Genomic DNA, 26221 nt, shown 5'->3' with positions numbered 1-26221 from the left:
ATGAAAAAGACACAACAGGGTTTTACGATCATCGAGCTGATGGTTGGTCTGTCCTTGGGGTTGTTGCTGGCTTTTGCCGTGGCGGCTATTTATCTACAAACCGGGCAGTCGCGTAATACACAGACGGAATTGAGTCGATTTAACGATAATGGACGATATGTTCTGGATACATATAAGCGAATTGTTACGCAGTCTGGCTATCGTGCCTGGTCTGATGCAGGGTCGTCCAAGGATAATATTCAGTTAAATTTGGCTTTTCCCGCCGCAGGCGACTTTCTTGCGGGTCAAACGATTCTAGAGAAAGACAACGAGTTATTGGTTAGATTTAAAGGCGATGCGAGTAAGAATATTATTCGTTGTGACAAAAGTGATGATGCGGATTACCCTTTTCTGAAAGATGCTTCTGTTGCCACCACGTTCGCGCTATATCTAGATTCGGGGAGTTTGATCTGCAAAATCGCTGGCGAAGATGACTCTAAGCAAATCCTCGTTAAGAATGTGGTGGATTACAGTCTGTTATATGGTGAGGATACTGGAGGGGCTAAAGACCAAATTCCAGATGCTTATGTGTTAGCAGGCGCAGTTGGTAATTGGTCGGATGTCTATGCAGTGAAACTTTGCTTTGTTCTGAAGAGCGAGAATGCGAAGTTGCTCGAAAAACCTATGGATTATATGAAGTGCGATGGCAGTGTTTCGGATGGCTCTGCTGCCGGGCGAGCTGGAGACTTGGCGATGTACAGGACATTCAGAAGCACGATTATGCTTAGAAATCGTTTCAAATAGGGGGGGCTATGAATACTTATAGCCGACGCATAAACTCAGGCTTTGTCCTTATCACGAGTCTGGTTTTTTTGATCGTTCTGACAATGATAGTGGTTAGTTCGATTCGGAGTGCAACGCTATATGAGCGTGCTGCAGGCAACACTCGCAATCATAGCCAAGCCTTTCAGGCTGCAGAGTTTGCGCTTAGGCAAGCACAATTTAGGCTAGTGGCAGACCCTCCGCCGGTTGCCGCTGCAGATGATGCTTGCAATGACGGATTGTGTGGTAAGACATTCGATACGTCGATATTTGCAACGGCTTCTAATTGGCTTACTGATGATAATAAAGGTAAAAGCTGCGGTGTTAATAACGCCGATTGCAACAAAGGTGGTGCAGCCAAGGTGGCAGAGCTTCCAAATGTTACTGAACAGCCACGTTATGTCATTAAGAAGTTAGTTCCAGGCACTGACTCAAATCCAACCTGCGACTACTTTGAACTGACTTCTATGGGTGTGGGTTCTAGCGCAGATAGCGCGGTGATCCTCCGCTCCATCGTTAAATCTTGCGCTAGTTAATTGCAAGGAGATTACTGTGTCTAATCGTCACCAATTCTTGTGGTGTGCTCTACCGCTGCTCAGTATGAGCGCGAATGCCGCCCCCATTACGCAGGCGGGCCAGAATCCATACACGCCTTTGTTGGCCATCAACAATGCGCCGCCGCTTAATACTTTAGTGCTTGAGCGCGACTTTAAGCTGTGGATGGCGGCGTATAATGATGCAAGTGCACTGGTTGAAAATGGCCCAATTGATGTGGGCTATAAAGGAAATAAGACAAAGTCCGGTGCCGAAGGCGCAAAGAAAGGCGACTTTCGGATTGACTATTATGGGTTGTTTGATTCCTATAAGTGCTATTCGCATACGTCGGGTATCTTTACACCGATTGCCGAGACGGTGAATAAGAAATGTACCAATGCCTGGAGTGGTGATTTCTTAAACTATTTAACTACTTCTCGCATGGACGCTTTGGCAAAGGTACTTTTCGGTGGTATTCGAAATGTTGATACCGCAACGAAAACAGTCCTGCAGCGTGCATATATTCCAAGTAACTCCAATTCTTGGGGTAAGGAATACACCAGCGAAACTGTGGATGGATACAAGATCACCGATTACACGCCTTTAAAGCAGCCCAGTGCCGGCAAACGTCATTTGTTTGTTAGCGTCACGCCAACTGATTCATCTGGTGGTGTTGGTAAAGCACCAACGCTAAAGTACCTGCAAGATAGGCAAGAGCGTATTTGGGAGTGGACTGCTAAAGAAGTGCCAGTAAGTGGTGACACGATCGATCAATCTGCCTACGGTGGTAAGGATGCGGTCGACATCTCTGGCAGCGTTACAAAGCTAGATGTTTATGTCGAGGTGTGTAAGGCGAATCTGCTTGAAGATAACTGTACGCTATATGGTAGTACTTATAAGCCTACGGGATTGCTGCAGCAGTATGGTGAGCCAGATGCGATGCGCTTTGGCTTGCTAACGGGTAGTTTCACCGCAGGTACCAACTCAAAAAATGATAAGGGCGGTGTGCTACGTAAAAATGTCAGTAGTTTCTCAGACGAGATTAATCCTACTGATGGCACATTCAAGTATACGACCAACGGTATCATTGCCACGTTGAGTAAAATGAGACTGGATGGTTGGAAAGATAACGGCTACTCGGGTGCTAGCTGGGTTTACAACCCGGTGGCGGAAATGCTTCAAGAAACACTTAACTACTACGCCGGCGGTTCGGCAAACGCTAACTTCAAAGGTGACACCGCAGGTGCCGCCCTAGCTTGGGGGACGGGCGCTGTCGGGAAGTGGACGGCAGGTTTGCCTGAGCCAGCTTGGGTAAATCCTTATGCCAGCGCAGATAAGTGCTCTAAGCCCTATATCACTCTTATTTCTGATGTGAATCCATCCAAGGATGGTGACAATCTGGTTTCGTCCATTGGTGGTAAGTCTTTTAGCTCTAGTACGATTGGTAAGAAATTATGGGACAAGGAATTTGGTGGTGTCGCCAATGTGCTTGTCGCGGACACTATCGGGGGCATTAGCCAACCGGCGAAGATTGCGATCTCCAATTTTGACGATATTAAAGCGCTGTCTCAGGAACCTGGTTTGGCGGGCACTTATAAAGCGGCTGCTGTGGCTGAATTTGGTCGGCAAAACAGCCTGATTTCAAAAAGCGCAGATTTGAAAGTGGCGAACTATGTACTCGCCCTGTCGTCACCATTTCCTTACATCGAACTAACCGTGAAGAAGAAACGCGTTATTGTGACGCCTTTCTCAAAGTCCACCAATGGTCAGGGTAATAAAATTGTAGGTTTCTTTATCGACAAGGCATTTAATGCCCCGGGCTTCCCCGATAATCTGACGCCAGGAACTAATCTGGATTTAGGTCAGGGGAATGGTGGATTGCCCATTTATCGTGTCCGGGTCAGTTTCTCTGACAATGATCAGGGTGCCGGCGATGATGATATGGACTCCATTACTCAATACACGGTCTTTGCGAACGCTAATGACACATTTACCGTGAATGTCGACTCCATCTTTGCCGCTGGCGGTGGAACAGAACACCAAGGTTATGCAATCAGCGGTGCCGGTGACGCCGATCGTGTTTATCTTGTTGTTCGCGATTGTGATACCGCTAACGTGGAGAAGCTTCCTTCTGGTAGCGGCCCACTTTCGGCTGATGAGCCGTTCGATACGGATATTACAAAAGCGAAACAGCTATGTAATCGATCAAGCCGTGAGCGTAGCTGGTCTCGGAATGCCGACGTAGCGATTTCTTTGGATTCTCCAGACCCTGGTAGTGGATACCCAAACAAAACGGGTGCAGTCTACTCTGGTAGTAGTGTGGTTAAGAACAACGCTCGGCAACTGCCATTGCGCAGCAGTCGTACATTTAGCGTGAACGAGTCGTCAACCATCTTGGCTGACTTGAAGAATCCGCTCTGGTACGTAGCTAAGTACGGTGGTCCCGTGCTGCCTAAGGATACCGACAGCAAGGATAAAATCCCCGACAGCTACTTCTTGGTGAGTAATCCGCTCAAGATGAAAGAACAGCTAGGAAAGGCTTTCGCTGATTTGCAAGCCGATGCTGCGACCTCGGCGCTGGTTGGTAGCGGAGGTAGTACAACGGGCAGTGACCAGGTGATTTACCGTGCTTCTTACTTGTATAACCGTTGGCCTGGCGAGCTCGTTGCTTTCTCTCGGACTGCCGGTAGCAGCGGCTTAGGTGAGGAACTGTGGAGCACGTCTAAAGTACAGGCCGATTACAAGACACGTAATGTCATTACTCTGAATAGCAGCACGGCGAAGGGTGTTCCCTTCCTGTGGGATAAGTTGTCTACGACTCAGCAGTCTTGGCTTAACACTGATGGATATGGCAACGCCGATGCCAAGGGTGCTGATCGCGTCACCTACTTGCGGGGCAGCAACGCTAAAGAGGGCACCAGTGCCGGTACATTCCGCCAGCGCCAGCAGGTGCTGGGCGGAGTAAGTAACTACTTTGGTGACATTATTGACGCCAGCCCCTATCTGGTTAGTGCGCCAGATCCGCTGTATCGCGCATCAACGTCTTCTCACAAGGAATTCGCTGACGCATTCAAGACGCGTAAAGAAGCGGTCTACATCGGCGCGAATGATGGGATGTTGCATGTCGTTGATAACGGCGGGGCAAAACTTAAGGACGGGGGCAAAGAACTGCTCGCCTATGTTCCGTCGTTTATGTACGAAAAGCTCAGCTATCTGACCAGTCAGAACTATAACCATGCCTACTATGTCAATGGGCAGGTTTCGGTTAATGACGTCCAGCTGACCAAGAGTTGGCACGTTGATAGCGGCTGGTCTACTTTGGCCGTTGGATCAGTCGGTTTTGGGGGGAAAGGTATTTATGCTCTGGATGTAACCGACCCTGCACAGTTTACGGAGGCCAAAGCTGCGGATATCGCACGCTGGGAATTCAGTAGTAAAGACGATGCTGATATGGGCTTTGTTACGGGTAACCCGCTGATTTTGAAGACGAACGATGGCAAGCATCGAGTAATTGTCGGTAATGGCTACAATAGCGATACCGGTAAAGCTGTACTTTATCTGTTAGACGCGGATGGTCCAAAGTCGGGCAGCTGGGCTGGTCAATATGTGAAGATTGACGTAGAGATGGGGTCTAAGACTGATCCCAACGGACTTTCTGCGCCTACATTTGCCGATCTGAATGCCCTGAATGCGAATCTGGATGAGGCTAGCAGTGATGGTACTGTTGATGTTGCCTACGCAGGCGACCTTTACGGAAATCTTTGGAAGTTCGATTTGAGCAGCAGCGATCCGAAGGACTGGAAGGTGGCGCTGACTGATGCTAAGACAAGCAAACCACAGCCTTTGTTTACCACTGCAGTCTGGGATGATAAAACCGGCTTACGTACAGGCGGCAAGCCAATTGCAGGTGCGCCTGCGGTAGCTCAGCATCCTGTTAAAGAGTCTGGTAAGGGGTTGGTAAAGTTTGACAAGGATGGCAAGCCCGAGACATTGAGCGGCACCTTGGTGTTTTTTGGGACAGGGAAGTTCTTGGGTGATTGTGACAAAACAAATGACTGTGACCGAGAGTTCAAAACGAACACGTTCTATGGGGTCTGGGATAACCAAAAGCCGGTAGAGGCCAGCACGCTTCTCGAGCGCAAGTATTATTACTACACCAAGGACGCAATAGAACTGGCTATGGCTAAGACATCTACGAAGCTGAGTGCAGCTGAAATCAGTGCAATCGTTGATGCTGGTTATGCGTACATTGATCCTAAATGCGGTACCGCAGACTGCGAAATTAATTGGGATACGCAAAATGGGTGGTTCATGAATTTGGTTGATCTGTCGAATGTTGCGGGAACAGGCGCACGAATCGCTGGTGAGCCGCGTATTCTGAATGGCACCATGGTCGTATTCGATGTGATGAATACCAAAGTGTCTTCTGATTCCTGTTCTGTGAATGGTGTTAACACGACCCTGGTCGCCAATATTGGCGACGGATCGGGGAAAGGTAATTCAACCGGCTCGACTTTCAATGTCACTGTTGGCGGTCTGCAATTGGCATTGCCGAATGCAGGCTACTCTGTTAAAGAGAACCTCCCGCGTGGTACTCGTACTGTCGGTGTTGTGACGACGGGGCTTGCAGACCGGAACGATGGTGGTAAGAAATACGGTGTAACGGGTTCAGGCAAGACGATGAACTGTTCGGGGCTGGATTGCGAGGATATTTTCCTTGGCCGTACTGTCACCCAAGTAAACTGGCGCGAGATTATTCAATAACGCTGTGTGCCGGGGTGCTCACTAAATTTGATACGGCGGATCGAATGATCTGCCGTATTTTCTTATTAAGAGGATTGCAAATGAAAAGCGAATTTGCTCGTTCCAGTGGATTTACTCTGGTGGAATTGATGATTGTGGTTGCGATTGTGGGTATCCTGCTGTCCATAGCAGTTCCCAGCTATCAGGAGTATGTATATAAAGGTAGGAAGACGGACTTGCAGACTGTCTTGTTGCAGAATGCTCAGATCTTGGAGCGCCATTACACTGCTAATAGTCGATATACAGAAGCCGATGGAGACTGTGATATGGATGCTTTAGGCTTGATCAAGAATGCGCCTATTGATGGTGCGACTAAGTACTACGAAATTAGCTTTGATAAGGATGCGGGCGGCGCTGATATGTGTGATCAGAACACATATAGGCTTAAAGCCCAGCCGATTAACCAGCAAGCAAAGTATGGTGACGATAAGGACTTCCTGCTGCTTGATTCTGCTGGTCGGCGTGCCTGGGATGCAGATCACGATGGGTCAATTGCCGCCGGTGAATGGCACTGGTAAAGCATGATCACCATCACGTTGATAGTGATCATGCTCTTCAAGCACGGCGAGCTCACTAAAGTTGCGGGTGGGCGCGCTCCTGATTGGCCGCAAGGTGATTGAGAGCCGATAAATATGCTTTTGCCGAAGCAATAAGGATATCTATATCAGCGCCTTGTCCGTTAACTACGCGCTCTGCTTTGTGCAGGCGAACAGTAACTTCACCCTGGCTGTCGGTGCCACTCGTAATTGCATTGACCGAGTAGAGTTGTAAATCGGCCTGACTCTGTAAGATGGACTCGATTGCTTTGAAGGTTGCATCTACCGGGCCCGCTCCAATAGCTTCGCCCGCGAGTTCAATGCCGTCCCTACGTAGCGTCACGGTCGCTTTGGGAGCGGTTCCCGTCTCCGATGTTACTTTCAACGCAACTAGTTGTATGTTCTCTGATGCTGTACCCGAGTCTTTACCGAATAGCGCAAATAAGTCCTCATCAAATATCTCGCGCTTCTTGTCCGCTAAGGCTTTAAAGCAGACAAAGGCGTTATTGAGCGCTTCTTCCGAGCTGGGTAGCAGATTTAACTCCTGCAGCCGGCTGCGGAATGCATTCCGCCCCGACAATTTCCCCAATATCAGTTTGTTCTGCGTCCAGCCCACCGACTCGGCGGACATGATTTCGTAGGTTTCGCGGTGTTTGAGGACGCCATCCTGGTGGATGCCGGACTCGTGTGCGAAGGCGTTGGCGCCGACGACGGCTTTGTTTGGTTGTACCGGGTAGCCGGTGATGCTGGAGACCAGCTTGGAGCTCGGGACGATCTGGGTGGTGTCGATGCGGGTTTCCAGGTCGAACACATCGCGCCGCGTGCGCACGGCCATGACGATTTCTTCCAGGGCGGCATTGCCGGCACGCTCGCCGAGGCCGTTGATCGTGCATTCCACCTGGCGTGCGCCACCTTGCACGGCGGCCAGGGAGTTGGCTACCGCCATGCCGAGGTCGTTGTGGCAATGGGCGGACCAGATGACTTGGTCGGAATTGGGTGTGCCTTCGATCAGCTGGCGGAAGAAGGCAGTGGTCAAATAGGGCACGGCATAACCGACCGTATCGGGCACGTTAATAGTGCGTGCACCGGCTTTGATCACGGCCTCGAAAATGCGGCATAGGAAGTCGGGTTCCGAGCGCAGCGCATCCTCGGCCGAGAACTCCACGTCATCGGTGTATTCGCGTGCCAGCTTCACGGCTGCCACGGCAGCTTCCACCACCGCATCCGGCTGCATGCGCAGCTTCTTTTCCATGTGGATGGGGCTGGTGGCGATGAAGGTGTGGATACGACCTCGGTTGGCGGGCCTGATTGCCTCACCGGCGGCACGGATATCGCGTTCATTGGCGCGCGCTAGCGAGCAGATGGTGGAGTCCTTGACCGTCTCGGCAATCGCTCGGATGGCATCCGCGTCGCCCGGGCTGGCTGCGGCGAAACCGGCCTCGATAATGTCGACGCCAAGCTTTTCAAGCTGCTTGGCAATGCGGATCTTCTCGTCGCGGGTCATGGATGCGCCCGGGCTTTGCTCGCCATCCCGCAAGGTGGTGTCGAAGATATACAGGCGTTCGCTCATGATGTTGCTCCAATCACGGTTTTGATTGTTCTGAGAGTAAAACAGCCGCCGGGTCGGGGACCGGGCGGCTGTGGAATGAAATCGACTGCTGGATTGCATGGCGTCGCAGCGAAGCATGTGCCGCGACTTGCTCCGTGCCAGACCGCGAAAGCCATAAGACTGTCTTTGCAATCATCGGTTTATGCAGGCTAAGGCTGCCGCTGCAGCGTGTCAAGGCGCGCTGGCGGCGCTGCTGGGCTTGGGCCGCAAGTAGCCCCAGGCCGCCAGGACGTAGCCGGATAGCGCATAGGCGACAAACAGGCAGAACAGTGCCACGGGCGGGCTGGCGGCAATGGCGACCAGCACGAATAGAATCGGCAGCAGCAGGAAGAAGGGCACGGTTTTGCGCACATTGACCTCCTTGAAGCTGTAGTAGCGCACATTGCTGACCATGGTCAGGCCGGCAAAGGCCGTGATGACCAGCGTAAACCAGCGCATGTGTGCACCGGCCCAGTCCATTTCCAGCGATACCCAGACGAAGCCGGCAACCAGGGCGGCTGCGGTCGGCGAAGGCATGCCCTGGAAGAAGCGCTTGTCGGATACTTCTAGCTGGGTATTGAAGCGCGCCAGTCTTAGCGCAGCGCCGGCGCAGTAGATAAAGGCGATGATCCAGCCCAGCTTGCCCATGCCGCGCAACATCCATTCATAGGACAGCAGTGCTGGCGCCACGCCGAAGGACACCATATCGGACAGCGAATCGAATTCCGCACCGAAAGCGCTCTGGGTGTGCGTCATGCGCGCCACACGGCCATCCATGCCGTCGAGCACCATGGCCACGAAAATGGCCACCGCGGCGTATTCGAAGCGATGGTTCATGGCCTGCACGATGGCATAGAAGCCGGCAAACAGGGCGGCCAGGGTGAAGCTATTGGGCAGCAGATAGATGCTCTGGCGGCGCAGATTCATGCGGCGCTTGGCGCTGGGATGCATAGGGCGTGTCTCGGAGTGGTGCGAGCCGACCGTCGATGGCAGGCAAGCGGATGTGCCGACAAAGGCGCCTGATTTTAACCGAGGCCTACTCGGCTGTCTTTGCAGTCCGCCGCCAATGCGGTGACTGCGATAGAATCGCGGGCTTATTACTTATCCAGGATTGACCGTGTCCGAACGGCTGTTTGTTCTGTTGCAGCATGTGCTGCCCAAGCTCGCCTTGACCCGCCTGGCCGGGCATTTTGCGCGCCGCCCTGCTGATCCGCTCGTGCGCTGGATGATCCGCAATTTCATCGCGCGCTATCAGGTCAATATGGCCGAAGCCGCGAACCCGGATATCGATAGCTACGCCAGTTTCAACGAGTTCTTTACCCGCGCCCTGAAGCCGGGCGCGCGCCCCTTGGCGGATGCCGACCTGGTGTGCCCGGTGGATGGCGCGATCAGTCAGTTTGGTGCCATCGAGCAGGACCAGATCTTCCAGGCCAAGGGCCATCGCTACTCGACCCGCGCGCTGGTCGGCGGCGATGCCAAGCTGGCCGAGCAGTTCCAGGATGGCAGCTTCGCCACCATCTATCTGAGTCCGCGCGATTACCACCGCATCCATATGCCTTGCGATGGACGCTTGTTGCAGATGATCTATGTGCCGGGCGAGCTCTATTCGGTTAATCCAGCCACGGCGCGCGGCGTGCCCGGTCTGTTTGCCCGCAATGAGCGCGTGGTGTGTGTATTCGAGTCGGCGCGGGGGCCGTTTGTGCTGACCCTGGTTGGCGCGACCATCGTCGGCAGCATGGCTACCGTCTGGCATGGTGTGGTCAACCCGCCGCGCGGCAAGCAGGTGCAGGTATGGAACTACGCGGAGCAGCAGATCGTGCTCAAGCGTGGCGAGGAGATGGGGCGCTTTCTGCTTGGCTCCACCGTGGTGTTGCTGTTTCCCAAGCCTGCCGTGTCGTTCAACCCGGCCTGGGCGCCCGCTGCCGGTGTGCGTCTGGGTGAGGCGATGGCGAACTACGTACGCTGATGCGATGGCGCTTGGCAGGCTGGGGCTGCTGGTAGCCAAAGAAATGCAAAAGGCCGGTCAGCTGACCGGCCTTTTGCTTGCACTGCGTGCTGCTTAGTTCTTGCTCTGGTCGACCAGCTTGTTGGCCTTGATCCACGGCATCATGTCGCGCAGCTGCTCACCGACCACTTCAATCGGGTGCACAGCGTTCAGGCGACGACGCGCGGTCATGCTCGGGTAGTTGGTCTTGCCTTCCAGGATGAACATCTTCGCGTATTCGCCGGTCTGGATGCGCTTGAGCGCATTGCGCATGGCGGCGCGCGACTGCTCATTGATCACCTCGGTGCCGGTCACGTACTCACCGTACTCGGCGTTGTTGGAGATCGAGTAGTTCATATTGGCGATGCCGCCTTCGTACATCAGGTCGACGATCAGCTTCAGCTCGTGCAGGCACTCGAAGTAGGCCATTTCCGGCGCGTAGCCGGCTTCGGTCAGGGTTTCGAAGCCCATCTTGACCAGTTCGACCGCGCCACCGCACAGCACGGCTTGCTCGCCGAACAGATCGGTTTCGGTTTCTTCACGGAAGTTGGTTTCGATCACGCCGCCCTTGGTGCCGCCATTGGCTGCGGCGTAGGACAGGGCGATATCACGTGCCTTGCCCGACTTGTCCTGGTACACGGCGATCAGCGACGGCACGCCACCGCCACGCTTGTATTCGGAACGCACGGTGTGGCCCGGGCCCTTGGGGGCAACCATGATCACATCGAGGTCGGCGCGCGGCACGATCTGGTTGTAATGCACATTGAAGCCGTGGGCAAAGGCCAGCACGGCACCTTGCTTGGCATTCGGGGCGATGTCGCGCTCGTACACGGCCGGTTGGCTCTCGTCCGGCAGCAAGATCATGATCACGTCGGCGCTCTTGACCGCTTCGGCCACTTCCTTGACCGGCAGGCCGGCGGCTTCCGCCTTGCTCCACGAAGCACCGCCCTTGCGCAGGCCGATGGTTACGTTCACGCCGCTGTCCTTCAGGTTCAGCGCGTGGGCATGGCCTTGCGAGCCGTAACCGACGATGGTCACTTGCTTACCCTTGATCAGGGAGAGGTCGGCGTCTTTGTCGTAGAAAACTTTCATTTGGAACTCCTGTGAGGGGTGAGGTGAGAGGGGTGAGGAGCTGCGCTGGTTGCCGTGCTCCTCACGCCTCACGTCTAATCAGATTTTCAGAATACGTTCGCCGCGGCCGATGCCCGAGGCACCGGTACGCACGGTTTCCAGAATCAGCGTGCGGTCGACTGCTTCGATGAAGGCATCGAGTTTGCTGCTTTCGCCGGTCAATTCGATCGTGTAGGTCTTCTCGGTCACATCGAGGATGCGGCCGCGGAAGATATCCGCCATCCGCTTCATTTCCTCGCGGTCCTTGCCGGTAGCGCGCACCTTGATCAGCATCAGCTCGCGCTCGACATGGTCAGACTCGTTCAGATCGATGACCTTGACCACCTCGATCAGCTTGTTCAGCTGCTTGGTGATCTGCTCGATCACATCGTCCGAGCCGCTGGTGACGATGGTCATCCGCGACAGGGTCGGGTCTTCGGTGGTCGATACGGTCAGTGAGTCGATGTTGTAACCGCGTGCCGAGAACAGGCCCACCACGCGGGACAGCGCGCCGGCTTCGTTTTCCAAGAGGATGGAAAGAATATGTCGCATGGGTCTTCCCTCCTTAGCTCAGATTGCCGTAGTCGCGCTCTTTGGCGACGGTGCCGGTTTGCAGGTGGCGCATATGCGGCGGCAGATCCATCTGGCTCAGGCCGCGGTTGTTCTGCACCATGGGGAAGACGTTTTCCTTCTGGTCGGTGATGAAGTCCATGAACACCAGGCGTTCCTTGAGCTTCATGGCCTCGCGCAGGGCCGGCTCCACATCGGCCGGACGTTCGATCTTCATGCCGACGTGGCCATAGGCCTCGGCCAGTTTCACGAAGTCGGGCAGCGCATCCATATACGACTCGGAATAGCGGTTGCCGTAGAAGAACTCCTGCCACTGCCGCACCATGCCCAGGTAGCGGTTGTTCAAGTTAATGATCTTGACGGGGGTGTGGTACTGCTTGCAGGTGGACAGCTCCTGGATATTCATCTGGATCGACGCTTCGCCGGTGATGCAGGCGACGGTCGCATCCGGATTGGCCAGTTGCACGCCCATGGCGGACGGCAGGCCAAAACCCATGGTGCCGAGGCCGCCCGAGTTGATCCAGCGACGCGGCTTGTTGAACTTGTAGTACTGCGCGGCCCACATCTGGTGCTGACCCACGTCGGAGGTGATAAAGGCCTCGCCGCCGGTCACTTCATACAGCTTCTGCACCACGAATTGCGGTTTGATGATCTCGCTGTCCAGGTCGAACTTCAGGCAGTCATGGCTGCGCCATTCCTGCAGCTGCTTCCACCAGGCGGCCAGCGGCTCGGCGGCCGGCTTGGCGCCAGTCTGGCGCAAGAGGCCCAGCATCTCGTCCAGCACATCGCGCACATTGCCAACGATGGGGATGTCCACCTTCACGCGCTTGGCAATTGAGGACGGATCGATATCGATATGGACGATCTTCTTCGGCGAAGACAGGAAGTGCGAGGGCGAGGAAATCACCCGGTCGTCAAAGCGTGCACCAATGGCGATCACCACATCGGCGTGCTGCATGGCCATATTGGCTTCATACAGTCCGTGCATGCCCAGCATGCCGAGGTTCTGCGGGTCGGAACCCGAGAAGGCACCGAGGCCCATCAGGGTGTTCACGGCCGGCACGCCCAACATTTTCACCAGTTCGGTGACTTGGTTGGAGGCGTTCGACAGCACCGCGCCACCACCGATATAGATCAGCGGGCGCTTGGCATCGGCCAGCAGATTGACCGCTTTCTTGATCTGGCCAGGATGGCCCTTGGAGGGGGGGGTGTAGGAACGCAGGCTGACCGATTGCGGATAGTGGAACTCCGCCTTGGCGATAGTTACATCCTTGGGGATGTCGATGACCACCGGGCCTGGGCGGCCGGTCGTGGCGATATGGAAGGCTTTCTTCATCGACGCGGCCAGATCACGCACATCCTTGACCAGGATGTTGTGCTTCACGCAGGGGCGCGTGATGCCGACCATATCGACTTCCTGAAAGGCGTCGAGACCGATGGCGGGTGTGGGCACCTGGCCCGAGATCACCACCATGGGAATGGAATCGAGGTAGGCGGTGGCAATGCCGGTAATGGCATTGGTGGCGCCGGGGCCGGAGGTGACCAGGGCTACGCCGACTTTCTGCGAGGAGCGCGAATAGCCGTCGGCCGCGTGGACTGCGCCTTGTTCGTGGCGCACCAGCACATGCTTGAATTTGTCTTGCTTGAAGATTGCGTCGTAGATTTCGAGCACCGCGCCGCCAGGGTAACCGAAGACGAATTCAACGCCTTCTTCCTGCAGACAGCGGGTAACGATTTCCGCACCGGATATTTCCATGATGTCTTCCTTTGTGGAGAGGACACGTCATTAACAGCTTCCAGCATCGCGTGACCGATCGACCAACTGACGGAGGCAGGCACTGCATGGCAGAACCGGACGACGGGCGCCGAATGACCACCGGGTCATCAAGGCCAGACATCATTACCGACGCAATCGCGGAGCGTGTGCCCCAGATCAACTTGTTAAACGACAACTGAAAACTGCACCAATGCAGCAAAAAAGCCTGTAGGACTTTTGATCAGCACGCTAGCTGCGTGCCTAAGCCAACCGGGTCGTCGCCGCGCGCTGCTTGTGGCTGCTGGGCGAACATCATAGGACTGCTGCCGATGTGGTGCCTGCGAGGGAGTTGCAAGCGGGCACCGTCCGTGGCGGAGAGATAGACGCCAACATAGCCGACCCGGCTGCGCGCGGTCAAGTAAGTTTGTGCACCCGCAGCATCGGCGCGATCGTCGGCAAGCCACTGGCGCCTGCCGGGTAGGCATCGTATCGTGGCGGCCTTCTTTGATTCCCCGCTTTAAGCCATGTCTGCTGACTATCCACTCGCGCCGCGCGGGCGCCGTCTTTTCTCACTGTGCTACGAGGCCTTACTGGTGCTGGCCGTCGTGCTGGCCTCCGGCGTGCTGTTCCAGCTGCTGCTCGGCGTGGGTGGCGTCAAGGCCACCGCGATTGCCGAATCGGCTGTGTGGCGCGGCTTGTTTGGCGTCTACTGGCTGCTGATCCTGTACGGCTATTTCGCCTGGTGCTGGCGGCGCAGCGGCCAGACCTTGCCGATGAAGACCTGGCGCCTGCAGCTGGTCATGCGCGAAGGCGGCGTGCTGAGCCAGCGCGCGATGTTGATCCGCTTTGTGGTCTGCTTTCTGGCTTTTGCGCCACTCGCGCCAGTCATGGTCTGGGTGCGCCACACGCCTGATATGCAGTGGGTGAAATGGGCGGCCTATGCCTGGTTGGCGCTGCCGCTGCTCTGGTCATGGCTAGATAAGGACAGGCAGTTCCTGCATGACCGCCTGGCCGGCACGCAGATTCTGTTGCTGCCCATCGTGCGTGAATAAGGGCGCGCGAGCGCGGCAAGAAAACCCGGGCCGTTCCCGGGTTTTTTCTTTGGAGGGGAGGCCAAAACGAAAAGCCCGACTCGTGAGAGTCGGGCTTTTTGTATCTGGTGGCCAGTCGCGGAATCGAACCACGGACACGCGGATTTTCAATCCGCTGCTCTACCAACTGAGCTAACTGGCCGTCGAGAGAGGCCGCATTAAACCGGAAAGGCCGCAGTGCGTCAAGCACTGGGCTGGAAGTTTTTTCATTTCGCTGACGGCGAGGGTGGCCGTTACGGGCGCTCTAGCGTGCGCTTGGCAGCCGGATTTGCGGGCGTAAGTATTGGTTTTGATTGCACGCGCGGGCTTTGGTAGGCCTCGCTGAGCTGGCCGGTGGCGAGGTCGAGTGTCTGGCCGACCTTGAGTGGCGGTAGCGCGGCGCCAAGGCCAGGCTGGCGCAGTTGTAGCTGAGGACTGCGTTGGGCAGGCGTGCTGCCTCTGGCATTCAGCTGGGCTGGTTGGGCGGGCTTGGCATCGTTCAGCCACACCGTCGTCAGCTGTCCCTGGCGGAGCAGCAGGCCTTTGAGGTGTACGGCTTGCTCGGACACGGCTGGGCTAGCCGGCGCTGCCGGTTCGCGTAGCGCCTCCAGCTCGGCCCGCTCTTGTGGGCTGAAGAACAGCCGGCCGAGTGCCGTGTCGGCGCTGTGTACCGAGGCGGGGAGCAAAAGCGTGGCGAGCAGGCAGGGGGCAATGCGCATGATGTTCTGCTTAGGGGGAGGACCGATCTGGCCGGGCTAGGGTAAATAGCTTGCCCTGGCATTGCAGCGCCAGCCGATAAGGACGTGGCCCGTTGGTGCCGTCGCTGCGGCGCAGCCGGCATGCATCAAGCGTATAGGCGCCGGGCAAAGTGTCGAGCTGGCGCAGCAAGCTGAGCAGATCGCCCTCGTGCAGCAGCTTACTGTCGAGCTTGAGCGGGCTGGCGTAAAACTGCAGCTCGGCTTGGGTCGCGCCGTTTGCTTCGTTCAGCGGGCGACGCGGGCCCAGTTCCAGTTGCAAGCTGGCTAGCCGACCGCTGCGCTGCAGTGCATCGACAGCCTCTGCCCAGGCCAGACGCTGCTCCTGGCCGAGCAAGCCGCGCTGCTGCAAGGTGGTCAGCACGGCCAAGTGGCGCGTGCGCTCGGTCTGCAGGCTTTGCGCGGTTTGGATATTGGCCTCGGCAGCGTGGGCGGTGGCTTCGCGCTGTTGTAGGCGCTGCTCGGCCACTTGGCGTGTGTGCTGCGCCCAGATCATCAGGCTGATACTGAGCAGCACACTGACCAGGCCGCAGAGCAGCGGCAGTTTGATGCCTGGCAGCAAAGGCAGCGCCTCCTTCATGGGGCGACCTCGGCGTGGCCCTGGCCGCTCGGCTTTGAAGGGTTGAGCTGTAGCTGCAGGCGGGCTCCGGCCGTTTGGTCGGCGCGCTCGCTGCTCAGTTTAAGGTGCTGGTCAGGGCGCAGGTCCAGCGGCAGTTGGCGCGCTTCCACTTGGTAGCCCGCAGCTTGCAGACTGGTGATGATCTGCTGGCTGAGCGCCAGCTGCGTGCGTTGTGCCGCGGCACTCAGCTGGCCGTGCAGTTCGATGTGTGGGCCGCGCGTATTGGCGTGAGCAGTCTGATCTGCGTTACCTGCCTCGGCCGCTGCGCTGGTGGGGCTACCTTGGGACCAGATCAACTCGTCCAGTTGATACTCGGGATGAGCCAGCAGTGCTTGGGACACCGTGAGCAGGCTGTCTGCCAGACGCGGCTGCTCGGCCAGGTAGTGCTGATAGTGGCGCGACAGCTGCAGCAGATTCGCCGGGCTTGGCTCATCGGCACGCGGGCGCAGCAGGGCTTGCTGGCTGTCCTCAACGCGGGCTAAGCGCTGCGCAACTAGGCGCTCCGCCTGATTGGCTTGCTCGGCCTGCCGCCAGTCGTGATAGGCGAGGCCGAGTCCAAGCAGCAGGACCGCCGCACTGGCTAGGTAGAGCGCGCGACCCGCGCGCCAGGCCCGATAGGGCACGCGCAGCGCCGCGGGGGCGAAATCATGTTGCGGGCGGCCTTGGGCGAGCAGGCTCAGCCAGAAGGCCGTGTTGCCCTGCGTGCCGGCCGGGGCGGGTAGCTTCAGGGCCTTCGCCAGTGCGGGCAGCGGCAATGCTCGATACTCAAGCAGCGGCGTGTTCTGGCAGTACGGCTGCAGTGCGCGCTCTTGCCCAGGTTCGCACAGCAGGCAGACCGTCAGCGCCGCCTGAGCGTCGATGGCGCGCAGGCTGGCCAGGTATTGGCGCGCCTTGGCGGCCTCTTCCTGAATCTGGGTGGCCAGCAGGGCGGGCTCGGTACTTGCCACGTGGCTCAGGCGTGAGAAGCGTAGCTGGCCCTGTTCCAGATACAGCTGACGCAGCCCACTATCGGCCTGATGGCTGATCAGCAGGGCGTGAGGCGGTAGCGCTGGCAGGTGGGGCAGGTGCTGGGCGCCCAGCAGCGAGATTGAATACAGGCCGACCAGACGAGCCTGCTGTGCCTGCAAGGGCGCCAGCCAGAGCGCGAGTGGGGTCGGATTGGTCTGCGCACCGAACAGTAGGCGCTCATGTCGCTTGGGCGTTTCTGCCCTCCCAAGGCGCAGCGCAGCATGGTAGGGCGTATGGCGATATAACTGCTGCAAGCGACGTGTGATTAAGAGCAGGCGGTCGCGCCCGTGCGCCGGAGGCAGGGTCTCGATGCGGCAGTCTTCCTCCTGCAGATCGAACAGGACTGACCACAGGGCTTGCGGTTGGGCGGCGAGCAGGTGTTCGAAGCTGGCCACGCCCTCGGCATCAGCCGGATAGCGCGCGCTGCATTGCATCAGGTCGGCTTGGCGCTGCCAGACGGTGAGCGCGGTATCGCTGATGAACAGGAAGTAGTGCGCGTGAAGCATCTCAGTAACGGATCTGGCTGAGCAAATCGTAGATCGGGCCGAGCACCGACAGCATGACCGTGCCGAGCAGCACGCCAAGCAGCAGGGTCAGCATTGGCTCCATGAGCAGCTGCAGGCGGGCGATGCTTTCGCGCGCATCGCGGCTGTAGAAATAGCTGACATTGCCGAGCGCGCGGTCGATGGCGCCGGTGCTTTCACCCACCCGCAGCATGCGGATCACCAGCGGCGGAAACAGGCGCAGGCGCTCGAAGCTGGCGGCCAGGCCCTGACCGGCGCTGATATCGCGGCGAGCCTGTGCCAGGCTGTGGGCGAGCGCGCTATTGCCGACCACGCCTTCCAGCACCGCCAGACTGTCCAGAATCGGGATGCCCGCGCCGTACATGAGGCCGAAATAGCGTGCGAAGCGCGCCAGCATGATCTTCTGCAGCACCGGGCCCAGATAGGGCAGGGCGAGCGTGAGCCGGTCGACCTTGTATCGGTAGGTGGGATCGAGCCAGCGCCACAGTCCCCATGCGGCAAACGGGCTGGCGGCCAGCAGGGCGAGCAGATGGGGCTGGCTGCGCAATAGCTCGGACAGGTTGAGCAGCAGGCGGGTATTCCAGGGCAGCGTCTGGCCCATATTGCGGATGAAGCTGGCCAGATTGGGGACCAGCCAGAGCAGCAGGAAAAGCAGCACCAGGCCGATGATCAGGCCCAGCAGGCTAGGGTAGATGAGCAGGCGCCGTGTCTGCGCAGCCAGCTCGTCCTGCCACTTCAGTGTTTCCACCAGGTGCTGGAGCACCTCGGGCAGCTTGCCACTGGTTTCCCCGGCTTCGATCAGGCTGACGAATACCCGGTCGAACACCGCCGGGTGACGCGCCAGCGCATGCGAGAGCGGCTGGCCACCCTCGATGTCCTCGATCAGGCTGGCGATCAGCACGCGCAGGCGGCCCTGCGGCAGGCTGTCGCGCAGATCGGCCAAGCTGTCGAGCAGTGGCACGCCGGCGTTCAGCAGCTGTTCGAGGTGAAAGCACAGCTCGATCAGCTGGCTGCGGGTGACCGGTGCGCGCCGCCACAGCCGGAGCGTGGGTGCCAGTGGTTGGGCATCGATCAGGATCAGGCCAAGCCGCTCCAGGCGCAGTTCAAGCGCTGCGCTGTTCTGCGCGTCGAGCCGACCGCGCTGGCGGCGCCCGTCCTGGTCGATGGCTCGATAGCGGTAGCGCATCAGCGTCGCTCCGTCAGGTCGACCACGCGCTGTGCTTCTTCCAGCGAGGTCGCACCCTCCAGCACGCGCCGGATGGCGTCCCCGGCCAGCGGTCGAAAACCGCTGGATTCCGCCTGAAGGCGCAATTCACGCGGCGTGGCGCGCCGCGCGATCAGCTCATCCAGCGCCTCGTCCGGCTTGAGGATTTCCAGTACCGCCAGCCGGCCGCGATAACCGTGCTCATCACAACGTGCGCAGCCACGGGCGCGCCAGATCGGAAGGGCTGCGTCGTCGTCCCGACCCAGCAGGGCGCGCTCCGCGGCGCTGGCGGTGTCTGGCTGCTTGCAATGCGGACAAAGCCGGCGCAGCAGACGTTGCGCCACGATGCCGATGATATTGCCGGCCAGGATGTCGGGCAGGATGCCCATGTCCAGCAGGCGCGGAATCGCGCCGATGGCCGAATGGGTGTGCAGGGTGGAATACACCTGGTGGCCGGTCATGGCCGCACGCAGTGCCATCTCGGCGGTATCTTGGTCGCGGATCTCACCGATCAGGATCAGGTCCGGGTCCTGACGCAGCATCGCGCGTATGCCGCCGGCGAAGTCGATCTTCTCGCTGACCGAGGTTTGGCGCAGCAGCGGCAGCGGGTACTCGACCGGGTCCTCGAGGGTCATGATATTGACCGCTTCGTGGTTGAGGTGGCTGAGCAGGGAGTAGAGCGTGGTGGTCTTGCCCGAGCCGGTCGGCCCGGTGACCAGGATGATGCCTTCGGGGCGCGCCATCATGCGTTTGAGCACGCCCAGGCTGTCGTCGGGCAGGCCCAGCTCCTCCAGCTTCAGCAGGCCTTTCTGCTTGTCGAGTATGCGCAGCACCAGATTCTCGCCATGCAGGGTGGGCTGGGTGGCCACGCGGAAGTCGAGCGGGCGGCCGGCGATGCTGAGCGAGATACGCCCATCCTGAGGCGCGCGCGTCTCGGCGATATTCATGCCCGAGATCACCTTCAGCCTGACCACCATGGCTGGCCAGTAGGTCTTGTGCAGGCTGCGGATCTGACGCAGCACGCCGTCGATGCGATAGCGGATGCGTACGAAGTGCGCCTCGGGCTCGAAATGCATATCGGATGCGCCGCGATGCACGGCATCGGCCAGCAGCGCGTCGATCAGGCGCACCACCGGCTGGCTGTACTCGGCCAGCTGGCTGCTCAGGCTCGCGTAGTCGAGCTGGCCGGTTTCGATTTCATGCAGGATGCCGTCCAGCGACAGCTCATAGCCATAGTGCTGCTCGATCGCGCGCAGGATGTCGGCCTCGGCCGCCAACACCGGCTCAAGCTGATAGGCATTGCGTAACAGCGCACGCAGCTGATCGAGCGCGACCAGATTTTTCGGGTTGGCCATCGCGATGCGCAGCTGGCCGGAGGCCGGATCCAGGGAGAGCGGTAAGAGCAGATGGCGTTTGGCCATGTCCTTGGGAATCAGCGCCACCGCGTTGGCCGTGGGCAGCACATGGGCCAGGTCGACCGCATCCTGCTCCAGGTTTTCTGACAGCGCCTCGCGCAGTGTGGCATCTGAGACGAAGCCCAGCCGCACCAGCTCCTGCCCCAGGGCCAGGCTGGACTTGCGCTGCTCGGTCAGCGCGATGCGCAGCTGATCGGCGCTGATCACGCCCTTGCCGACCAAGAGTTCCCCCAGTGGTGACTTGACCTCGTTCATGGCCGCTCCAGCTCGCTGAGCCGTTGGGTGGCGGCTAGTACATCAAAGCTGGCACGCGCCTGCTGTGCCAGGTTCAAGGCCTGGCGATAGAAGCCGGCCGCCATCCGTCCTTCGCCCAAGGCATCGAGGCTGACCGCCAGATTGAAAGCATGATCAGCCTGCTGCGGCTCGGCATGGTGGGCCTGGAAGTAATAGTGCTGCGCCTCGCGCCAGCGCCCCTGCCGGGCCAGCAGGCTACCCAGGGCGGCGGCGGTATCGGCTTGCGGGTGGCTGTCATGCAGCTGCCGCAGCTGACGTTCGCTCGCCTCGGCCTGGGCCTGTGGGTTCAGGCTGAGCAGCGCCGCCCGGGCAATCGGATCGAGCGGGTCGAGGCGTAATAGCTGTTGATACAGTGCGCGCGCCACTTCCAGGCGAGTCTGGCGCAGTGCCAGGGCGGCCAGGCCGAGCAGGGCGTCGCGGCTGCGTGGGTCTTGCTGCAGATGCTGACGATAGTGGTGCTCGGCCTGTGCGTCATCGCCTTGCTGGAAGGCCGTGTAGGCCTCCTTGAGGCGGGGCGCAAGCGCCGGCTCGGCAGCGTTGCGCTGCACGCGCAGACGGCTGCTGGGCGGTGGACTGGCCAGAATCTGGGCGCGGTCGTGTGCTTTGGTGCGCGCTGCGGGCGGTGCGGCTTGCGTGCCGGGGCTGATGAGCGGCTCGGCACTGGCCTCTGCCTGGCCAATGGTGCTGACCAAGAGTGCCGCCATCGATAGCGCGCAGCCGCGCCAAAGCCGGTCCCGGCACAGCGGGTAGCGATTCATGGCCCCTCCTGTCGTGCACTCAAGCCGTTCTGGAACACGGAGATTTCATCCGCGGCGCGGCTGAAGAAGTCGCTGCCGGGCAGAAATTGGCGGAACTCGCGCAGCTCACCATTCAGGCTGGGGTCGTGCACGACTACCGGGCGCATGAAGATCACGAGCTCGGTCTTAGTGGCCTCGTCTTCACGGTAGCTGAACAGATCGCCCAGCAAGGGCAGGCGCGATAGCAGCGGCACGCCTGCGCGACTGGTCTGCAGATTGTCCTGGATCAGCCCGCCCAGCACCGCCATCTGGCCGTCGGCCAGCTTGAGCGTGGATTCCAGCTCACGTACCTGGATTTCCGGGATCAGATTGTCGACTTCGCTGCCACTGAGGCGCAGGGCCGGATCGATCTTGTAGCTGGTGATGCGCGAAATGGTCGGGCGCACATTGAGCGAGACCATGGCATTGTCGGCGATCTGTGGCGTGACGCTCATCACTACGCCTACCGGCACGGTGCGGATTTCTGAGGTGTATTCGCGCCGCTCGGGTGCATTGTCGGTGGCGGCGGTCACCTCGAGCTTGGTGGTGAAATAGACCTTCTCATCCACCACCTTGAGCAAGGCGGTCTGATTGTTCAGCGCCATGATCTTCGGGCTGGACAGCACCTTGGTCTTGCCGAACTGCTCGAGCGCCTTGATGGTGGCGGTGAAGTCGGCGCCACCCAGCCAGCCGCTGGCCAGATTGGTATAGGTGAGTACCGAGAGTGGCGAATCGGTAAAGCGGTTGGCAGTCAGGTTTTGGCTCAGATTCAAGCCATTGCCCGGCTTGAAGATGCGCCAGTCGATGCCGGCTTGGTACTGGTCGCTGAGCAGCACCTCCACAATGGTGGCCTCGATCAGCACCTGGCGCCGCGCGCCCTGGGCTATGCGTTCCAGCAGCTCACGCACCTTGGCGTGTTCGCTGGCGGTGGCATTTACGCTAACCACGCCGCTTTCCGGGTGGATGAACACATCGACACCTGCCTGCTCGGTTTCCGCGCTGGCGGGCTTGGGCTCGTTCAGCACCATGGACAGTAGGGCTGGGGCGCCATTGCCGGCGGGTGCCAGTGCCTGCGCGGTCTTCAGGCGCGCCTCCTGGCGTTGGCGCTCGCTCTCTGGCTGCTGTTCGGCCGCATGGGTCGGCGTCACGCCCTCGTTTAGTGCTGCACGTTCCTTGCGCAGGGCGCGGCTGGTTCGCCGGCTAGCACTGATCAGTTCGCGCAGATTGGTTTCCAGGCGCTCCCAGAACTTGTTCTCGGACAGATTGTTCACCTCGGTGCCCGAGCTATTGCGACCTTCGGCGCCGCCGCCATTTGCGCTGCCCACGCTGCCGCCGGTGGCTGCCACCGAGGTGGAAATGGCCACCTTGCCCTGGGTGCTGCGGCTGACGTTGACGTAGTCGACGCTATAGCTGCGAATGAACGGGGTGTCGGGGCTGATCACTAGCACGCCATGTTCGAGCGTGTAGCGCATCGCCACCTGGCGCGCGATGCGCTCGAGCAATTGCGGCAGGGTCTGGTGCAGCGCATTCAGGGTGACCGTGCCTTCGATCAGCGGATGCACATCGACATTCAGATTGGCATCGCGCGCCAGTACGAACAAAAGCTCGCGCACCGGCAGATTGCTGGCCACTACGCTATAGGTGTCGGCTTTGCGGCTGGGGCTGGGCGGCGGCAGAAAGCTCGGTCGCTCGACGATGGCGGGCAGATCGGCTGGGCGCGCGGACGGTGCGGCAGCATGCCGGCCGGGCTCCAGCCGCAGCGGCTGCGTGGCGCAGGCGGTCGCCAGCGCGGGCAGCAAGAGCGCGAGTAGACGCATGGGCGCGATAACCTTGTTTTGTCGTTATTGGGTCAGGCTGTTTTTAAATCGGCCCGTTTCCTCCGCGGGTCGCATGCCGTTATAGGAAAAAAATCGATGGCAACGGAAATGTGCAAACGGGCATTTCCGCCCAAAGGCTTGAAACAGCCTGATGCGCCCCCAAATACTGTCGCCTGAGCGGGTGCGGCGCCGCTACCGCGCTGCGAAAATGCTTTTTGCATAGGCCGGCATGCATCTGCTTGACGAGGGTGAGATAATGTTGCCGCACTGCAACATGAACGGTTATTCCTAATTGGTGTCACACCCACCCTTCACCTAAAATTCGCCACCCAATGCCACTGAGCACCCCCGCTGTGTCCGCAGACCCTCTTGTCGCCATCGACAACGTCACCTTTGCCTATGACCGCCGCACCATCCTGAAGGGAATCAGCCTGACGATTCCCAAGGGCAAGGTTGTTGCCATCATGGGTGGTTCCGGCTGTGGCAAGACCACCTTGCTGCGTCTGATCGGCGGGCAGGTCAAGCCATCCAAGGGCGAGGTACGCGTGGCCGGCAAGGTCGTGCACGAGCTCGATTCGGACGGCCTGTACCAGCTGCGCCGCAAGATGGGCATGCTGTTCCAGTTCGGCGCGCTGTTCACCGATATGTCGGTGTTCGACAACGTGGCCTTCCAGATGCGTGAGCACACCGATCTGCCGGAAAGCATGATCCGTGATCTGGTGCTGATGAAGCTGAATGCAGTCGGTCTGCGCGGCGCGTCCAAGCTGATGCCGTCCGAGCTGTCGGGCGGGATGGCGCGCCGGGTGGCGCTGGCGCGTGCGATTGCGCTCGACCCGATGCTGATGATGTATGACGAGCCGTTCGCGGGCCTCGATCCAATTTCGCTCGGTGTGGTTGGCCAGCTGATCCGCCAGCTCAATGATGCGCTCGGCGCCACTTCCATCCTGGTCACCCACGATGTGGTCGAGTCACTGCAGATCGTCGACTATGTGTACTTCGTCTCGGAAGGCGCGATTGTGGCGGAGGGCACGCCGGATGAAATCCGCGCCTCCACGGAACCCTTCGTGCGCCAGTTCGTCGGCGGCCTTCCCGATGGCCCGGTGCCCTTCCAGTACCCGGCCAAACCGTATGCAGAAGAATTGATGGGGTTGAAAAATGCTTGAGTGGCTTAGTGCCCGCGTTCGCGGTTTTGGCGCGCCGGCCGTCGATGCCCTGATCAAGCTGGGCTTCGGTTTCCGTTTCCTCAGCGCGGTGCTGTGGCATTCCGCCACCGCTTTCCGCCGCTTCAATCTGATCATCCGCGAGGTGTACTTCACCGGCGTGCTGTCGCTGGTGATCATCCTGGTCTCTGGTCTCTTCGTCGGCATGGTGCTGGGTCTGCAGGGCTACGATACGCTGCAGCGCTTTGGCGCGTCGGAAGCGCTGGGCGTGCTGGTGTCGCTCAGCCTGCTGCGCGAGCTTGGCCCGGTGGTGGCGGGTCTGCTATTCGCTAGCCGCGCCGGCTCCGCGATCACTGCGGAAATCGGCCTGATGAAGGCGACCGAGCAGCTGGCTGCCATGGAGATGATGGCCGTCAACCCACTGGCCCGCGTGGTTGCACCGCGCTTCTGGGCCGGCGTGCTGTCCATGCCCATCCTTGCTGCGTTGTTCTCGGCCATGGGCATTCTGGGCGGCTATTTGGTCGGTGTGGTGCTGATCGGTGTGGATGCTGGTTCCTTCTGGGCGCAGATGCAGTCCCAGGTCGATCTGTACAACGATATCGGTAACGGCCTGATCAAGAGCGTGGTGTTCGGGGTGGCCGTGTCCATCATCGCCGTGTTCGAGGGCTTTGATGCGCCGCCGACTGCTGAGGGCGTGTCGGGTGCCACCACCCGTACCGTGGTCACGTCTTCGCTTGCCATTCTTGGTCTGGATTTCATCCTGACCGCTTTCATGTTCCGAGGTGTTTGATGAATCGCCGCTTCTACGACTTCTGGGTCGGTCTGTTTGTAATCCTGGGCTTGGCTGCACTGGCTTTCCTGGCGCTGCGCGTCAGCAATATCTCCTCGGCCAATGGTCATGCCACCTACCGGGTTACCGCCGCCTTCGACAATATCGGCGGCCTGAAGGCCAAGGCGCCGATCAAGAGCGCCGGCGTGCTGGTGGGCCGCGTGGCCAGCATCCAGCTCGATCCGACTACCTACCGCGCCGTGGTGACCATGGATGTGGAAGAGCAATTCCAGTTCAGCAAGGACTCCTCGGCCGAGATCCTGACCTCGGGCATTCTGGGTGACCAATATATCGGCCTCACGCCGGGTGCCGAGGAAACCATGCTCAAGAATGGCGATCGAATCAGCCTCACCTCGTCGGCCATCGTGCTCGAACAACTGATCAGTCAGTTCATGTTCAGCAAGGCGGCGGAGAATCCCCCAGAGGCGAAATCCGCCCAATAATAGGAAATAGACATGCGTAAATTTCTCGGTTTTATCCTGCTGCTGGCTGGCCTGAATGTGGCTGCCGCCGATGTGCCCGCGCCCGAGCAGCTGGTGCGCAATACCAGCAAGGAAGTGCTGGAGGTGATCAAGACGGAAAAGCTGTCGCCGTCCGACAAGCGTTTCCGCGATCTGGTCGAAGCCAAGGTGCTGCCGATTTTCGACTTCAACCGCCTGACCGCACTGGCCGTGGGCAAGTACTGGCGCCAGGCTTCGCCTGAGCAGCAGGCTGCGCTGGCCCGTGAGTTCCGTACTCTGCTCGTGCGTACCTACTCGACCGCCGTGGGCGCCAACAAGGTGCAGGAAATCAATGTGAAGGCGGTCAAGATGGCCGATGCCGACACCGATACCACTGTGCGCACCGAGGTGATCACCGCCAGCGGTCAGCCTTTCCCGATCGACTACCGTCTGTTGAAGACCGGTAATGGCTGGAAGGTGTATGACGTGGCGGTGGAAGGGGTGAGCCTGGTGACCAATTACCGCACCAGCTTCAACCAGACCATCCAGAAGGACGGCATCGATGGCCTGATCAAGGCGCTGGCCGACCGCAATGCCGCTCAGCCGGCCAAGACCTCGGCCAACTGAG

Annotated in this window: 22 protein-coding genes and 1 tRNA gene; 10 read left to right on the top strand and 13 right to left on the bottom strand. The window is 59.1% G+C overall.

What is annotated here, in order from left to right; all coding sequences use genetic code 11:
• From BT173_RS11395 to BT173_RS11375, 4 genes are all read left to right on the top strand, one after another.
• Positions 1-783 carry a PilW family protein gene (locus BT173_RS11395; RefSeq protein WP_072428782.1) on the top strand — a complete coding sequence of 261 codons (783 nt, stop codon included), beginning with the start codon at positions 1-3 and terminating at the stop codon, positions 781-783.
• A gap of 8 nt (positions 784-791) precedes the next feature.
• Entirely contained in the window at positions 792-1337 is a 546-nt protein-coding gene (locus BT173_RS11390) for a pilus assembly PilX family protein (RefSeq protein ID WP_072428781.1), read from the top strand.
• Positions 1338-1353: 16 nt separating this feature from the next.
• On the top strand, positions 1354-6099 hold the full coding sequence (locus BT173_RS19030) for a pilus assembly protein (protein ID WP_084658460.1): 4746 nt from the start codon (positions 1354-1356) through the stop codon (positions 6097-6099).
• A gap of 80 nt (positions 6100-6179) precedes the next feature.
• Entirely contained in the window at positions 6180-6656 is a 477-nt protein-coding gene (locus BT173_RS11375) for a type IV pilin protein (RefSeq protein ID WP_072428778.1), read from the top strand.
• 55 nt (positions 6657-6711) lie between these two features.
• Here the strand turns inward: BT173_RS11375 and BT173_RS11370 are convergent, their stop codons facing one another.
• The gene (locus BT173_RS11370; protein WP_072428777.1) at positions 6712-8244 is read right to left on the bottom strand and encodes a 2-isopropylmalate synthase; all 1533 of its coding nucleotides are present in this window, start codon (positions 8242-8244) and stop codon (positions 6712-6714) included.
• Positions 8245-8454: 210 nt separating this feature from the next.
• Positions 8455-9213 (bottom strand): CDP-diacylglycerol--serine O-phosphatidyltransferase, encoded by a 759-nt coding sequence (pssA, locus tag BT173_RS11365; RefSeq protein ID WP_072428776.1) that lies wholly within the window; start codon positions 9211-9213, stop codon positions 8455-8457.
• A gap of 166 nt (positions 9214-9379) precedes the next feature.
• On the opposite strand from pssA, the gene asd reads away from it, so the two are divergent.
• Complete coding sequence (gene asd / locus BT173_RS11360; protein WP_072428775.1) at positions 9380-10228, top strand: archaetidylserine decarboxylase; 849 nt, start codon at positions 9380-9382, stop codon at positions 10226-10228.
• Positions 10229-10321: 93 nt separating this feature from the next.
• Here asd and ilvC read toward each other — a convergent pair whose 3' ends face one another.
• The 3 genes from ilvC to ilvB all read right to left on the bottom strand — a co-directional run bounded on the left by ilvC (position 10322) and on the right by ilvB (position 13682).
• Positions 10322-11338, bottom strand: a complete 1017-nt coding sequence (gene ilvC, locus BT173_RS11355) for a ketol-acid reductoisomerase (RefSeq protein ID WP_072428774.1) — start codon at positions 11336-11338, stop codon at positions 10322-10324.
• A 78-nt stretch (positions 11339-11416) separates the two neighbouring features.
• Positions 11417-11908 (bottom strand): acetolactate synthase small subunit, encoded by a 492-nt coding sequence (ilvN, locus tag BT173_RS11350; protein WP_072428773.1) that lies wholly within the window; start codon positions 11906-11908, stop codon positions 11417-11419.
• Positions 11909-11921: 13 nt separating this feature from the next.
• Positions 11922-13682 (bottom strand): biosynthetic-type acetolactate synthase large subunit, encoded by a 1761-nt coding sequence (gene ilvB, locus BT173_RS11345; protein ID WP_072428772.1) that lies wholly within the window; start codon positions 13680-13682, stop codon positions 11922-11924.
• A gap of 524 nt (positions 13683-14206) precedes the next feature.
• Between ilvB and BT173_RS11340 the strand changes: the two genes are divergently transcribed.
• Positions 14207-14734 (top strand): RDD family protein, encoded by a 528-nt coding sequence (locus BT173_RS11340; protein ID WP_072428771.1) that lies wholly within the window; start codon positions 14207-14209, stop codon positions 14732-14734.
• A gap of 105 nt (positions 14735-14839) precedes the next feature.
• Here the strand turns inward: BT173_RS11340 and BT173_RS11335 are convergent.
• The 8 genes from BT173_RS11335 to mshL all read right to left on the bottom strand — a co-directional run bounded on the left by BT173_RS11335 (position 14840) and on the right by mshL (position 23164).
• Positions 14840-14915, bottom strand: a tRNA-Phe gene (locus tag BT173_RS11335).
• A gap of 91 nt (positions 14916-15006) precedes the next feature.
• Positions 15007-15471, bottom strand: a complete 465-nt coding sequence (locus tag BT173_RS11330) for a hypothetical protein (protein ID WP_072428770.1) — start codon at positions 15469-15471, stop codon at positions 15007-15009.
• A 10-nt stretch (positions 15472-15481) separates the two neighbouring features.
• Positions 15482-16087 (bottom strand): hypothetical protein, encoded by a 606-nt coding sequence (locus BT173_RS11325; RefSeq protein ID WP_072428769.1) that lies wholly within the window; start codon positions 16085-16087, stop codon positions 15482-15484.
• Positions 16084-17640 carry a hypothetical protein gene (locus tag BT173_RS11320; RefSeq protein ID WP_072428768.1) on the bottom strand — a complete coding sequence of 519 codons (1557 nt, stop codon included), beginning with the start codon at positions 17638-17640 and terminating at the stop codon, positions 16084-16086. Before BT173_RS11320 ends, BT173_RS11325 begins: the two co-directional genes overlap by 4 nt.
• Before the next feature lies 1 nt (position 17641).
• Positions 17642-18844, bottom strand: coding sequence for a type II secretion system F family protein (locus BT173_RS11315; RefSeq protein WP_084658457.1), 1203 nt, complete (start codon positions 18842-18844; stop codon positions 17642-17644).
• On the bottom strand, positions 18844-20532 hold the full coding sequence (locus BT173_RS11310) for a GspE/PulE family protein (protein WP_072428766.1): 1689 nt from the start codon (positions 20530-20532) through the stop codon (positions 18844-18846). The genes BT173_RS11315 and BT173_RS11310 overlap by 1 nt, the downstream gene beginning before the upstream one ends.
• A complete protein-coding gene (locus BT173_RS11305) occupies positions 20529-21329 on the bottom strand; it encodes a tetratricopeptide repeat protein (RefSeq protein ID WP_072428765.1) in 801 nt (266 codons plus the stop codon). The genes BT173_RS11310 and BT173_RS11305 overlap by 4 nt, the downstream gene beginning before the upstream one ends.
• Positions 21326-23164, bottom strand: a complete 1839-nt coding sequence (gene mshL / locus BT173_RS11300; RefSeq protein WP_072428764.1) for a pilus (MSHA type) biogenesis protein MshL — start codon at positions 23162-23164, stop codon at positions 21326-21328. The genes BT173_RS11305 and mshL overlap by 4 nt, the downstream gene beginning before the upstream one ends.
• Positions 23165-23517: 353 nt before the next feature.
• Between mshL and BT173_RS11295 the strand changes: the two genes are divergently transcribed.
• Genes BT173_RS11295 through BT173_RS11280 form a run of 4 tightly spaced genes read left to right on the top strand, consistent with a single transcriptional unit; the run spans position 23518 to position 26220 of the window.
• Positions 23518-24327 (top strand): ABC transporter ATP-binding protein, encoded by an 810-nt coding sequence (locus BT173_RS11295; protein ID WP_308417578.1) that lies wholly within the window; start codon positions 23518-23520, stop codon positions 24325-24327.
• Complete coding sequence (mlaE, locus tag BT173_RS11290) at positions 24320-25114, top strand: lipid asymmetry maintenance ABC transporter permease subunit MlaE (RefSeq protein WP_072428762.1); 795 nt, start codon at positions 24320-24322, stop codon at positions 25112-25114. The genes BT173_RS11295 and mlaE overlap by 8 nt, the downstream gene beginning before the upstream one ends.
• Complete coding sequence (gene mlaD, locus BT173_RS11285) at positions 25114-25596, top strand: outer membrane lipid asymmetry maintenance protein MlaD (RefSeq protein WP_072428761.1); 483 nt, start codon at positions 25114-25116, stop codon at positions 25594-25596. Before mlaE ends, mlaD begins: the two co-directional genes overlap by 1 nt.
• Positions 25597-25608: 12 nt before the next feature.
• Positions 25609-26220, top strand: a complete 612-nt coding sequence (locus BT173_RS11280; protein WP_072428760.1) for an MlaC/ttg2D family ABC transporter substrate-binding protein — start codon at positions 25609-25611, stop codon at positions 26218-26220.
• The last annotated feature ends 1 nt before the right edge of the window (position 26221 follow it).

This window comes from Chitinimonas taiwanensis DSM 18899, from assembly GCF_900119825.1.
Lineage (GTDB): Bacteria > Pseudomonadota > Gammaproteobacteria > Burkholderiales > Chitinimonadaceae > Chitinimonas > Chitinimonas taiwanensis.
This window is presented reverse-complemented; position numbering and strand designations above follow the sequence as displayed.